Source organism: Jiella endophytica, assembly GCF_004519335.1.
In the GTDB taxonomy this organism is placed as follows: domain Bacteria; phylum Pseudomonadota; class Alphaproteobacteria; order Rhizobiales; family Rhizobiaceae; genus Jiella; species Jiella endophytica.
In genome coordinates this window covers 365,498-378,394 of the sequence record NZ_SOZD01000001.1, presented here as the reverse complement: position 1 = coordinate 378,394, position 12,897 = coordinate 365,498, and the positions used below count along the sequence as shown (strand labels likewise).

Sequence of the window (12,897 nt, the reverse complement as noted above, 5' to 3'; positions counted from 1 at the left end):
GCCTTGTGCGCATTCTACAACTGGTATAATGACATAATGAGATTGCGGGAGGGGAGACGCCATGACTGCGCAAGGAGACGCCGGGTCGCACCGCATGGGCGATCGGTTCGAGGCCGACTATCTCCTCGAGAGCCCGATTTCCATCGAGGCGGCCGCCGAGGCCATTGCGGGCGAGCAGTCGAGCGGGACCTTCCTGCCGGTTCCCGGCGAGACGCCGGAACTCAAGGCCCGCTCGGCAGCCCGAGTCGAGGCGATCCGCGAATGCGATCCCGCCGCCGCGCCGGCGCTGCCGGGGGCGGCCACCCCCTCGACGCCCGGGACCTTTCGCCGCGCCGTCGTGACGATCTCCTGGCCGCTCGCCAATATCGGCCCGTCGCTGCCGAACCTCCTTGCCACCGTCGCCGGCAATCTCTTCGAGCTGAAGCAGGTCTCCGGCCTGCGCCTCCTCGATATCCGCCTGCCGCGAGCCTTCGCCGACGCCTATGCCGGCCCGCGGTTCGGGATCGAGGGCACCAGGCGGCTCGCCGGCGTCAACGGTCGGCCGCTGATCGGGACGATCATCAAGCCGAGCATCGGCCTGACGCCGGAGGCGACTGCCGAGGCGGTGGATACGCTCGCCGGCGCCGGCATCGATTTCATCAAGGACGACGAACTCCAGTCGGACGGTCCCGGCTGCCCCTTCGAGGCCCGCGCGCGCGCCGTCATGGACGTCATCGAGAGGCATGCCCAGCGCAGCGGCATGAAGGTGATGTTCGCCTTCAACCTCACCGGCGATCTCGACGAGATGCGGCGGCGGCACGATCTCGTCCGCGATCTCGGCGGCACCTGCGTGATGGCGAGCCTCAACTCCGTCGGGCTCGTCGGCATGATCGAATTTGCCCGCCACAGCGAGCTGCCGGTCCACGCCCACCGCAACGGCTGGGGATATCTCTCGCGCCATCCGCTGCTCGGCTGGTCCTACACCGCCTGGCAGAAGATCTGGCGGCTGGTCGGCTGCGACCACATGCATGTGAACGGCCTTGCCAACAAGTTCTCGGAAGACGACGACAGCGTCATCGCGGCGGCGCGGGCCTGTCTGACGCCGATGTTCGACGACAAGCCATGCGTCATTATGCCGGTATTCTCGTCGGGCCAGACCGCCCGCCAGGCACCGGAGACATTCGCGCGGCTGGGGTCGGCCGACCTCATCCATGCCGCCGGCGGCGGCATCATGGCGCATCCGGCAGGTCCCGCTGGCGGCGTCACCAGCATGCGCGAGGCTTGGGAGGCGGCGATGGCTGGAACGCCGCTTGCCGCCTATGCCGAGACCCGCCCGGCGCTCCGGCAAGCCCTCGAGACGTTCCGGTAGCAGCCCTCGCAAGGCTCATGTCTTCTGCCGGAAGGCCTTTGCCGCTTCAGGCACCATCGCCGCACCGAAGCCGTTGTCGTTCAGCCAGCCGAAAGCCGACAGAACGCCGTCGGCGATGTTGCGCCCGGTTCCGGTCGCTCCGGCGAGTTCGCTGTAATAGCCGACGTCCTTCAGGGCGTTGGCGTTGGTAAAGCGCATCTGGCCGGTCTCGCCTTCGAGCAGGAAGGGCGCGACCCGCTCAAGCGCGGCGCCGTGGCCGCCGCCACGCCGCAGGCAGTCGACGAGGATCTCCGCCGAAATGCCGTTCTCGGCGGCGCAGGCCGCGGCCTCGCCGATCAGCGCGGCGCTGCCGAGCGAGACGAAATTGTGGATGAGCTTCAGCATCTGCCCGGCGCCGACCGGCCCGGCATGGAAGCGGTTCTCCGAAAACAGTTCGAACAGCGGCGTCAGCTCGGCGACCGTCTCGTCGCCGCCGCCGATCAGGAGGTTGAGGCGTCCCTCCTCCGCCTCCTTCGGCGTACGGGTCATCGCGGCGTCGCAGAACCGGCCCCCCGCCGCCTCGACCCGTTTCGCGGCCCGCCGGGTGACGGCCGGGATGCCGGTCGAGCAGTCGACGACGATGGTGCCGGGGCGCAGGGCATCGACGAAGCCGTCGTCGGCAAGGACGATCTCCTCGATCTGCGAACTGCCGGTGACGACGAGGATGACGACGTCGCTCTGCTCGACGACATCCGGAAGCGTGCCAAGGCGTGTTGCGCCGGCCGAGTCGAGATCGTCCGTCGGCTGGTTGCCGGGGTGGTCGAGATAGGCGAGCGGCCAGCCGGCAAGGGCGATGTTCCTGGCGATGCCGTGGCCCATCATGCCGACGCCGATGATGCCGATCTTCTTGCTCATGGGATTGATCCGTTGTTCCGCAGATGTGTTCAGGCGAGCGCGCCGAGGATCGCTTGCGTCATCTCGCTGCAACGCGTTTTGCCGCCGAGGTCGGTGGGCACGAAGTCGCCGGCCTCGAGGACGGACTCGACCGCCCGTTCGACGCGATCCGCATCCTTGCCGAGCGCCGGGTCGCCGTGGCGGTCCGCCAGCCAGCGCAGCATCATCACCCCGGAGAGGATCGCCGCGACGGGGCTGGCGAGATCCCGGCCCGCAATATCCGGCGCCGAACCGTGGGCGCCCTGGAACAGACCATGGCCGTCGCCGATCTCGCCGGAGGGCGAAATGCCCATGCCGCCGACGGTGGCCGCACCGAGGTCGGAGATGATGTCGCCGAACATGTTTTCCGCGACGATGACGTCGTAGAAATCCGGCCGCTTGAGGAGGTGGACGGTGATCGCGTCCGCATAGGCGTAGTCGATCTCGACGCCGGGAAACTCCGCGTGCACCTCCTCGCAGACCGAGCGGAAGAAGGCGTAGCTTCTCAGGATGTTGGCCTTGTCGCAGACGGTCATCCGCTGCTTGCCGTCGGAAAGCGCGCCGCCACGCTTGCTGGCAAGGTCGAAGGCGAAGCGGGCGACCCGGCTCGTCCCCTTGCGGGTGACGACGAGGCTGTCTGAGGCGACCTCGCCGCGCAGAAGCACTCCCGCCCCGCGGCTGGCATAGAGCCCCTCGGTGTTTTCCCGCACGATGACGTAGTCGATGCCGCGACCCGCATTACCCGCATCGAAGTCCCGCAGCGGCGAGCGGACGCCTTTCAGGAGCTTGATCGGCCGCACATTGGCGTAGAGGTCGAGCTTGAAGCGCAGCTGCAGATGCAGCTCGTTGCCGACCTCGGTCCCGTCCGGATAGGTGGCGCCCGGCAGGCCGGCGGCGCCGTGCAGCGTCGCGTCGAGCTCGCGGCAGGCCTTCAGCGTTTCCTCCGGCAGCACCTCGCCGGACGCCTGGTAGTGGCCAGCGCCGCCAGGCACCATCACGAAGTCGAGCCGACCGGCACCGCAGGCTTCGGCAAGCACCGCCATTGCCGAGCGGGTAACCTCCGGCCCGATGCCGTCGCCTTCGATCGTCGCGATGCGATAGCTGGGATGTCCGCTCATGTCTGTCTTGCCTCCGGTGGGGAGCCTGTTGCCGTCAGGTGAAGAGGTCGCGCAGGAACAGCGAGATCTGCGGCACGTAGGTGATGAGAAGGAGCGTCGTGAAGACCACCGCGACCGGGATGACCAGCGAGGTGAACATGCGCTGCACCGGGATCTTCGCCACCTGGGCCGCCGCGAAGAGATTGACGCCGAGCGGCGGGGTGATCATCCCGAGGGCGAGATTGACGATGACGACGATGCCGAAATGCACCGGATCGATCCCGAAGCCGATGGCGATCGGCGTCAGGATCGGCGCCAGGACGAGGATCGCCGCCGAGGTCTCGACGAACATGCCGACGACGAGCAGCAACAGGTTGACGAACAGCAGGAAGCCGATGGCGCTGTCGAAATTCGCCTTCGCCCAGCCGCCGATCAGGGTCGGCAGGCCGGAGAGGCTGATCAGGAAGGAAAACAGCCCGGCCGTCGCGATGATCAGCATGATCGCCCCGGTCGAGACGGCGGCGGAACGGAAGATCTGCGGCAGATCGGCGATGGCCATCTCGCGGTAGACGAACAGGCCGACGACGAGCGCGTAGACGACGGAGACCGCCGCCGCCTCGGTGGGGGTGAAGACGCCGCCATAGATACCGCCGAGAATGATGACGGGCAGCATCAACGCCCAGAAGGCGTCGACGAAGCTCTTCAGGATCGGCTCGCTCTCGTCGCCGTCCTCCTTGCCGATGCCTTTCATCCGGCACCAGACCTGGGTCATCAGGACGAGTGCGGCCGCGACGAGCAGGCCGGGGCCGATGCCGGCCATGAACAGCTGGGTCACCGAGGTCTCGGTGGCGACGCCGAAGATGATCATCGGCACCGAGGGCGGGATGATGACGCCGAGTTCGGCGGAGGTCGCCTGGATCGTCGCCGCCATCGGCAGCGGATAGTTGTGCCGCGCCATGGCCGGCACCAGGATCGCGCCGATGGCAAATGTCGTCGCCACCGACGAACCCGAGATCGCCGCGAAGATCATGCAGGTGACGACGCAGGTCGAGGCGAGCCCGCCCTGAACCCCGCCGACCATCGACTTGGCGAAGCCGACCAGCCGGCGCGAGACGCCGCCATGGGTCATCAGATTGCCGGCGAGGATGAAGAAGGGCACGGCAAGCAGCGGAAAGCTGTCAAGGGAAGTGAAGATCTTCTGCGGGATGACGAGCAGCGGCAGCGGCGAGAAGAAGCCGACGCCGACGATGGCGGCAAGTCCGATCGCCACTCCGACCGGGACCGACAGGATGAAGAAGACCAGCAGTGCGGTGACGAGGGCGGTGTTCATTCGAACGCCTCGTCCCGGGCGGCCGTCTCGTCGCGCAACTCGTCGATCGGCCGGAAGAATTCGAGGAGGACGCCCGGCACCGCCAGCGCCGCGCCGAGGGGGATCGCCGCATAGAACCACGAGATCGGCACACCGAGCATCGCGACCTGCTGGGTCGAGACGCGGATCGCCATCGCCGTGCCGAACCAGATCAGCACGCCGAGAAAGGCGAGGACCAGCACCATCACCACGAAGCCGACGATACGCTGGAGATTGTCCGGCAGGACGCTGCGGACGAATTCCAGCGGGATCATCGCGCTGAGGCGGAAACCGGCGCCGGAGACGAGGAACACCATCCAGATGACGATGCCGCGGGCCAGAACCTCCGACCATGCGGCGGCATCGCCGAGGATGAAGCGGGTGACGACCTGCCAGAACACCAGCAGCGCCGCCACCGCCAGGAGGATGGCCGCAAGATTGTGGGTGAGCGAGATGAGCCGCTCGGCGGCATTGAGGGCGATCTTCCGCATCGGCGGGACCTCGAGGAGGGTTTTGTGGCGGCTTCGTCCCCTCGCCCGACATGCTTGCCCGGCCGCCTGGCCGGGCAAGCATCCGTCGCGGGAGGACGACGGCAGCGGCGCCTATTTCTGGGCGTCGCGGATCCGCTGGATCATCTGCTCGCCATATTCCTTGCCGTAGCGCTCGTAGGTCGGCTCGACGGCGTCCTGGAAGGCGGCCTTGTCGACGTCCTCGATGACCTCCATGCCATGCTCGCGCATGGTCTTCACGCCGTCGGCCTCGTTCTGGTCGACGACCTTGCGGGTCGCCGCGACGGCCGCCTTGGACGCCTCGCGGATCCAGCCCTTCTCCTCGTCGGAGAGCTGGTCCCAGTGGATCTTCGACATGGTGATCACCGCCGGCGAATAGACGTGGCCGGTGAGCGTCACGTATTTCTGCATGTCCCACATGTTGTTCGAGACGATGATCGGGATCGGATTTTCCTGCCCGTCGATGGTGCCCTGCTGCAGCGAGGTCAGGACCTCCGTCCAGCTCATCGGCGTCGGCGATGCGCCGAGTTCCTTGAAGGCGTCGATGTGGACCTGGTTTTCCATCGTGCGCAGCTTCAGGCCCTGGAGATCGGCAGGCGTCTTCACCGGATGGACCGAATTGGTCACGTGGCGAAAGCCGTTCTCAGACCAGGCGAGGCCGATCATCCCCTTGTCCTCGAACTTCGAAAGCAGCTCGTCGCCGATCTCACCATCGAGGATCTTGCGGGCGCTGGCGTAGTCCTTGAACAGGAAGGGGAAGTCGAGCGCGTAGATTTCCGGCGCGAAGGAGCCGACCGGTCCGGTCGAGGTCATCGCCAGCTCGATCGTCCCGATCTGCTCGCCCTCAAGGATTTCGCGCTCGCCGCCGAGCGACCCGCCGGCCTTGACGTTGACGACGAAATCGCCGCCCGACAGCTCTTTCATCTTTTCGGCGAAGGCCTTGGCGCCCTGGCCATAGTGGCCCTCCGGCGGCGTCACGATGGCGAAGTTCATCTCCTTCGCCTCGACGGCCGTGATCGCGATCCCGGTGGTCGCGATGGCACTCGTCGCCAGCAAAAGGCCGGCGAGCATCGATCTGTAATTCATCTCTATTCCTCCCTTGGGCAGGGTCGCAGAACGCGCTGCACGTCTCCCTCGTGCGGCGCCGACCCGATCGGCTCAGTGTTTACACCAGATATCCGATACGATATTCGTACGGGACCTTTTCCGCTCGGTCAAGGATGCAGGCTTTGGTCGCGGAGGATTGCGTGTCCGGCTACCATCTCGAGGAACACGAAGCTCCGCCGCGGGACGCGATCCTGCAGCGCCCTTCGCTCGGCGACGAGATCTATCAGCGCCTCGTCGACGACCTGATCTCGCTGCGCATCCCCGCCGGTGCGCGGCTCTCCATCGACGGCCTCGCGCGCCGCTTCGGCGTCTCGCAGACGCCGACGCGGGCGGCGCTGATCCGGCTCGAGGCGGAGGGGCTGGTCGTCAAGAAGCAGTATTCCGGCTGGAGCGTCACACCGCTCCCCTCGCCCGAGCAGTTCGCCAAGATCTTCGAGCTCCGCTGCCTCATCGAGCCGGCGAGCGCCGCCGGCGCGGCACGGCTGGCATCGCCCGAGGCGCTCGCCGAGCTCCGCGCGATCGTCGACGAGATGCGCGCCATGGCCGCCGAGGACATCGCCGGCAACCGGGCGAAACTCGTCGTCCTCGACAGTCGCTTTCACGGCGCCATCGCCGCCGCCTGCGGCAACGAGCTGATCGAGGACGCGCTCGGCCGGCTGTTCACCCAGATGCACATCTTCCGCCTGCGCTACCATTCCGACGTCGCCCGGGCTGTCATCGACGAGCACATCGCCATCCTCGATGCCATCGGCGCGCGCGACCCGGACCGGGCCGAAAGGACGATGCGGGGCCATATCGAGGCCGGCCGCGAGAGGATCGGGGCGCATCTCAACGCCGCCGGCTGACCGGCGCGGATCGTCTGTGCTTTCGCAGTGACGCGAGGCGCAGTTCTTCGGCAATGGCAGGCGGCTCTGGCCCTGCCGCTTAGTACAAGGTTTCATGGGAGGGACGAATGGAGATGAACACCAAGCTGTGGTTCGATCCGGCAAAGCTTCTCGTCGGAGGCGCCTGGCGCGAGGCGGAGGGCGGCGGAGCGATCCCGGTCGAAAACCCGTCGACCGGCGAGACCATCGCCTCCATCGCCGCCGGCACGGCAGGTGACGTCGAGGCGGCCGTCAGCGCTGCCGAGGCCGCGCTCGATGGCGAATGGGGAGCAATGACCGCGACCGAGCGGGGCCGCGTCCTGCTGCGCTGGGCACGCCTCGTCGAGGAGCGGGCCGAGACCCTGGCCTTTCTGGAATCGACCGATGTCGGCAAGCCGATCGCCCAGGCCCGCAACGACGCGACCGCCCTTTCCCGCTATTTTGAATTCTACGGCGGTGCGGCCGACAAGGTGATGGGGGAGACGATCCCCTACCAGGCCGGGACGACGGTCCTCACGCTGCGCGAGCCGCATGGCGTGACCGCCCACATCATCCCCTGGAACTATCCGATGCAGATCCTCGGCCGCTCGATCGGAGCCGCCCTCGCCATGGGCAACGCCTGCGTGCTCAAACCGGCCGAGGACGCCTCGCTGAGCGCGCTTGCGGTGGCCGCGCTCGCCGAGGAGGCTGGCCTGCCGGCCGGCGCGCTCAACGTCGTCACCGGCTACGGCCACGAGGTGGGCGCAGCGCTGTCGGCGCATCCACGCGTCCACCACGTCTCGTTCACCGGTTCGGTCGGCACCGGCCGACGCATCCAGTCGGCCGCGGCGGAGAACGTCGTGCCGGTGACGCTGGAACTCGGCGGCAAGAGCCCGCACATCGTCTTCGACGACTGCCATCTCGAGGCGGCGCTGCCGACGCTCGTCGGCGCCTGCATTCAGGCCGCCGGCCAGACCTGCTCGGCCGCCTCGCGGGTTCTCGTCCAGCGGGGGATCTACGAGGAGGTGAAGGCGAAGATGGCCGCCGTCTATAACGGGCTGGTCGCCGGCCCCGCTTCCGGCGGCTTCGACCTCGGCCCGCTGGTCTCGGGCAAGCAGAAGGCGATCGTCACCCGCTACATCGCCAAGGGCCGCGACGAGTTGACGATCGCCGGCGAAGGGCGCATCGACGACAGCGCGCCGGCGAAGGGCCACTATGTCGCGCCGGTGCTCTTCGCCGACGTGCCTGCCGACCACGCCCTGGCGCAGGAGGAGATCTTCGGCCCCGTCCAGGTGATGATCCCGTTCGAGGACGAGGCAGACGCGATCCGCATCGCCAACGGCACCGATTACGGCCTCGTCGCCGGCGTCTGGACGGAGAATGGCGCAAGGCAGATGCGGCTTGCCCGCAGGCTCCATTGCGGCCAGGTCTTCATCAACAATTACGGCGCCGGCGGCGGCGTCGAATTGCCCTTCGGCGGCACAGGCAAGTCCGGCCACGGCCGCGAAAAGGGTTTCGAGGCGCTCTACGGCTTCTCGCGGCTGAAAACCGTGTCGATCAAACACGGCTAGGATCCGGCCACATCGACACAACGAAGCCGGCGCGATCGTCTCGCGCCGGCTTCGTCAGATTGCGCAGAAGTGACGCTCAGGTGATGCGGCGGATGCTCGCCGCGATCTCGTCTGGCTCGAAGACCTTCTTCCAGTCGTCCCGCATCAGCATCGGCTTGCCGAACTCGATCGCCTTGTTGCAGGCGTCGGAGAACACCCCGTCGACCTCCTCGAAGATCACCGCGCCGAGAATGTTCATGTGGCCGAGCAGGAAGTCGCGGGCGCAATCCCGGGAGACACCCGTCTTGATGACCTCCTCCATCGCCTCGCGCATCACCACGAGGAGCGAGGCGCAGACGGTCTCCGACAGGCCGGGCTCCAGATAGGCCATCTGCTCGACGCTGACCCGGTGCGTCCGGTTGACCGGCGCATAGATCGCCCGCGCGACGCTGTCGCCGATGGCATAGTGCTCGTCAGGCCCCTGCATCAGGGCATTGACCACCGCCTGCTCGGCGGCGATGCCGCCGAAATGGTCGTTGCGGCCCGCCTCGGTGGTCTCCTTGGTGAAGATCGTCGGGTGGCAGGGATGGGTGACGAAATAGGTGATGTCCGCGCGTTCCGGCAGATGGCCGGCAAAAGGCGCGGCGGCATCGAGAATGACGACGATGGTTCCCGGCGCGACCTTCGGCACCACCATGCCGGCGACCTTGCCGATCGCCGTGTCCGGGACGGCGAGGACGACGACGTCGGCACCGTCGATCGCCACATCCGGCTCGATGCAGCTGGCACCCACGGCCTCCTTCAGCCGGACCTGACCCTCGGGCATCACCTCGACATGGCGAACGTCGAAATCCGTCTTCGCCAGATTGCGCGACAGCCGAACGCCCATCTTTCCGCCGGCACCGAACAACGCAATGCTCGTCATCGCTATCCCCTCCCTCTGAGCCCATGAGGCTTTCTTCAACTGGTATGATGAGATAACGATCGGCAGGCGAATGTCAATTCCAACACGATGCGAGGTCCCATGCCCGGACGAGCTGAAGTCGCGCTGCTGATCGCCTGGTACGGCGACGATTTCACCGGCTCCGCGGCAGTGATGGAGGCGCTGGCCTTCGCAGGCGTCGATGCGGTGCTGTTCACCGGCATTCCCGACGTCGCGACCATCGCCCGCTTTTCCGGATGCCAGGCGGTCGGCATCGCCTCGACGGCGCGCAGCCACGGCCCACAGTGGATGGAGGAGAACCTCGAAGAACCGCTGCGCTCGCTCGACCGGCTCGGCGCGCCGCTCCTGCACTACAAGATCTGCTCGACCTTCGATTCGGCGGCGGACGTCGGCTCGGTCGGCAAGGCGATCGAGATCGGGCTCGAGGTCCGCCCGGCAACTGCCGTGCCGCTGCTCACCGCGGCGCCGCAGATGCGCCGCTACCAGGCCTTCGGCCATCTCTTCGCCGGCACCTATGACGGCGTCTTCCGCCTCGATCGGCATCCGGTGATGGCGAGCCATCCGGTGACGCCGATGAACGAGGCCGATCTATTGAAACATCTCGTAGGGCAGACTTCCCTTCCCTCGGCGCTAATCGATCTCGAGGCGCTGTGGTCCGACCCGCAGCCGCGGCTCGACGCGGCGATCGGCGCCGGCGCGAAAATCCTCTCGATCGATTCGATGGAGGAGACGAGCGAGCGGGCCGCCGGCCGACTGATCTGGGAAAACCGCGACAGGCTCGGCTTCGTGGTCGGCAGCCAGGGGATCGAATATGCGCTGCTGCGCCACTGGCAGGCGACCGGCCTGATCGCCCCACCCGAAGCGACGCCCTCCGCCGGGGCGGTCGACCGGATTGCGGTGATCTCCGGATCGGTCTCGCCGATGACGGCCGCGCAGCTCAGATGGGCGGGAGCGAACGGCTTCGCCCTCACCGCCTTCGATGCAGCCGCAGTCTGCGGCAACGACGACTCGCTTTCGACAGAGGAAAGCCGTGTCGCCGCCCTAGCCTGCGAGGCAGCTGGACGAGGCCTGAGCCCGCTCGTTCATTCGGCGATGGGCACCGAAGGCGAAGCGGTCTCGGCCTTCCGGGCGGCGCTCGGGCAAAGCGGCATGGCGCCGGAGACCGCCAACCGGCGCATCGGCGAGGCGCTCGGCCGCATTCTCGATCGGATTCTCATCGAAACCGGCATCCGCCGGGCGGTGATCTCCGGCGGCGACACCTCCGGCCACGGCATGCGCCAGCTGAAGCTCGACGCGCTCACTGCGCTCAGCCCGACGATCCCCGGCGCGTCGCTCTGCACGGCCTATGGCAACGGGCCCCATGACGGCCTGCAGATCGCCCTCAAGGGCGGGCAGATGGGCTCGGAGGACTTCTTCGGCTGGATTCGCGACGGCGGCGGGGCAAGGTGAGGCTGCCGCAGCGGCGTCATCGACGGCGACGCGGGGTTTGGCCTGTCATGCGCTTGAAGGCATGGGCAAACGCGCTCTGCGATCTGTAGCCGACATCCGTGGCGACTGTCGCCACGGCCTCCCCCGTCGCCAGCTTTCGCTGCGCCAGCATCATCCGCCAGTGCGTCAGATACTCCATCGGCGGCCGACCGACCCGCCGGGCGAAGCGCTCGGTCAGCGCCGAACGGGACATGCCGGTCTCGCGCGCCAGCATCGGAACCGTCCATCTTCGGGCGACGTCCCCGTGCATCAGTGAAATGGCGCGGGCGATGCGGCGATCCGCCAGCGCGGTGATCCATCCGACGCTTTCGGCAGAACTCGCCGCGACGTGCGCCCTCACCGCTTCGACCACCAGGATTTCGGCGAGCCGCTCGGAAACCAGCGGGCCGCCGACCGCCCCCAGGCGAACCTCGTCCTGCAGCGCCTCCAGAGTCCGGGCGACTGCCGCGGCGCCGGGCGACGTTTGCTCGACACGAAGAAACGCCGGCAAAGCGTCCAGCACGAACGAGCCGCATCCATCGGCAAATCCACTGCCGCCGCCGATCATCACCGTGTCGCATGCCTCGCCGAGCCGGACCGTGTCGCGGCCCGGGCCCTCGTAGAGGCGCATTCCGTCGACGGCCTCGACGGCCGGATCGCTGGCGACGGTGTAGCGGATGTTGCTGAGGAGGAGGACGTCGCCCGCGCAGAGACGCTCCGGCTCCTGGCCAGCCAGCAACAGCCAGCAGCAGCCCTTCACGACCGCGACGAACTTCAGCCGCCCGCGGCCGTCGAAGGACAGCGCCCAGTCTCCCGCCGCCTCCAGACGAGTCCCGCGGACGCTCTGCGTTCCGAGGGCGGCAAGAACGTCAGAAAACGGGTCGGACATGCGTCATCCTGGCTGATCGCGACAAACATATGGCCGTTCGAGCATAGAAGAACCGGCCGCGCCGGAATAGCTCTCGATCGTCTTCTCATCCCGCAACGGAGACTTCATGCCGATCGAGAACAAAACCATCGTCATCACCGGCGCCGGACGCGGCATCGGACGGGCGACCGCCATCCATCTCGCCGCTCGCGGTGCCCGCCTCGTCCTCGGAGCCAGAAGCGAAGCGGAACTGGCCGCCGTTGCAGCTGAAATCACATCTGCCGGCGGCAAGGTTGCGTTCCGGGTCACCGATGTCACTTGCCGGCAGGACCTTAAGAGACTGATCGAACTCGCCCAAGAACGCTTCGGGCGTTTGGACGTCCTCGTCAACAATGCCGGGATCGGACCGATCTCGCGATTCGATGCCCTCCGCGTCGAGGACTGGGACGCGATGATCGACGTCAACCTCCGGGGCGCGCTCTACGGCATCGCCGCAGCGCTTCCTGCCTTCGGCGCCGGGACCGGCCATATCGTCAATGTCGTCTCCACCGCCGGCCTGAAGATCGTTCCGACGATGGGCGTCTATGCCGCGACCAAGAACGCCCTGCGCACGGCGACGGAAGCGCTGCGCCAGGAATCCGGGGCGGGCCTGCGGGTGACCGAGGTTTCGCCCGGCTTCATCGACACATCCTTCGCCGAATCCGCCATTTCCGATCCGGATATCCGGGCGGCGATCGCCAAACGAAAGAGCGAACTCGCGATCCCGCCGGATGCGATCGCCCGCGCCATCGCCTTCGCCATCGAACAGCCGGACGACGTCGAGATCGGCAGCATCGTCGTGCGGCCGACAGCGCAGGACTGAGACGAAGGTCTGCGTCGAAGGCCTGGGACGATCGACGCTCCCTA

12 protein-coding genes are annotated in these 12,897 nt (G+C 67.3%); 5 read left to right on the top strand and 7 right to left on the bottom strand.

The genetic code is table 11. From position 1 onward, the window contains the following. Window positions 1-61 precede the first annotated feature (61 nt). Window positions 62-1,348, top strand: coding sequence for a ribulose-bisphosphate carboxylase large subunit family protein (locus tag E3C22_RS01825; protein ID WP_245514708.1), 1,287 nt, complete (start codon window positions 62-64; stop codon window positions 1,346-1,348). A 15-nt stretch (window positions 1,349-1,363) separates the two neighbouring features. Here the strand turns inward: E3C22_RS01825 and E3C22_RS01820 are convergent, their stop codons facing one another. The 5 genes from E3C22_RS01820 to E3C22_RS01800 all read right to left on the bottom strand — a co-directional run bounded on the left by E3C22_RS01820 (window position 1,364) and on the right by E3C22_RS01800 (window position 6,300). Beyond that, window positions 1,364-2,242, bottom strand: coding sequence for an NAD(P)-dependent oxidoreductase (locus E3C22_RS01820; RefSeq protein WP_134759662.1), 879 nt, complete (start codon window positions 2,240-2,242; stop codon window positions 1,364-1,366). 29 nt (window positions 2,243-2,271) lie between these two features. Then, window positions 2,272-3,378, bottom strand: a complete 1,107-nt coding sequence (locus tag E3C22_RS01815; protein WP_134759660.1) for an isocitrate/isopropylmalate dehydrogenase family protein — start codon at window positions 3,376-3,378, stop codon at window positions 2,272-2,274. Window positions 3,379-3,412: 34 nt separating this feature from the next. After that, on the bottom strand, window positions 3,413-4,687 hold the full coding sequence (locus E3C22_RS01810; protein ID WP_134759658.1) for a TRAP transporter large permease: 1,275 nt from the start codon (window positions 4,685-4,687) through the stop codon (window positions 3,413-3,415). Continuing rightward, window positions 4,684-5,196 (bottom strand): TRAP transporter small permease, encoded by a 513-nt coding sequence (locus E3C22_RS01805; protein WP_134759656.1) that lies wholly within the window; start codon window positions 5,194-5,196, stop codon window positions 4,684-4,686. The genes E3C22_RS01810 and E3C22_RS01805 overlap by 4 nt, the downstream gene beginning before the upstream one ends. Before the next feature lie 111 nt (window positions 5,197-5,307). After that, entirely contained in the window at window positions 5,308-6,300 is a 993-nt protein-coding gene (locus E3C22_RS01800) for a TRAP transporter substrate-binding protein (protein WP_134759655.1), read from the bottom strand. A gap of 161 nt (window positions 6,301-6,461) precedes the next feature. Here E3C22_RS01800 and E3C22_RS01795 point away from each other — a divergent pair, with 161 nt between their 5' ends. Continuing rightward, window positions 6,462-7,166, top strand: a complete 705-nt coding sequence (locus tag E3C22_RS01795) for a GntR family transcriptional regulator (RefSeq protein ID WP_167591596.1) — start codon at window positions 6,462-6,464, stop codon at window positions 7,164-7,166. A 107-nt stretch (window positions 7,167-7,273) separates the two neighbouring features. Beyond that, window positions 7,274-8,734 carry an aldehyde dehydrogenase family protein gene (locus E3C22_RS01790; RefSeq protein WP_206026883.1) on the top strand — a complete coding sequence of 487 codons (1,461 nt, stop codon included), beginning with the start codon at window positions 7,274-7,276 and terminating at the stop codon, window positions 8,732-8,734. Window positions 8,735-8,810: 76 nt separating this feature from the next. Here the strand turns inward: E3C22_RS01790 and E3C22_RS01785 are convergent, their stop codons facing one another. After that, window positions 8,811-9,638, bottom strand: coding sequence for a phosphogluconate dehydrogenase C-terminal domain-containing protein (locus E3C22_RS01785; RefSeq protein WP_134759651.1), 828 nt, complete (start codon window positions 9,636-9,638; stop codon window positions 8,811-8,813). A 99-nt stretch (window positions 9,639-9,737) separates the two neighbouring features. On the opposite strand from E3C22_RS01785, the gene E3C22_RS01780 reads away from it, so the two are divergent. Next, window positions 9,738-11,105, top strand: a complete 1,368-nt coding sequence (locus E3C22_RS01780) for a four-carbon acid sugar kinase family protein (protein ID WP_167591595.1) — start codon at window positions 9,738-9,740, stop codon at window positions 11,103-11,105. A gap of 16 nt (window positions 11,106-11,121) precedes the next feature. Here the strand turns inward: E3C22_RS01780 and E3C22_RS01775 are convergent, their stop codons facing one another. Continuing rightward, window positions 11,122-12,012, bottom strand: a complete 891-nt coding sequence (locus tag E3C22_RS01775) for an AraC family transcriptional regulator (protein ID WP_134759647.1) — start codon at window positions 12,010-12,012, stop codon at window positions 11,122-11,124. Window positions 12,013-12,118: 106 nt separating this feature from the next. Between E3C22_RS01775 and E3C22_RS01770 the strand changes: the two genes are divergently transcribed. Beyond that, a complete protein-coding gene (locus E3C22_RS01770) occupies window positions 12,119-12,853 on the top strand; it encodes an SDR family oxidoreductase (RefSeq protein ID WP_134759645.1) in 735 nt (244 codons plus the stop codon). The last annotated feature ends 44 nt before the right edge of the window (window positions 12,854-12,897 follow it).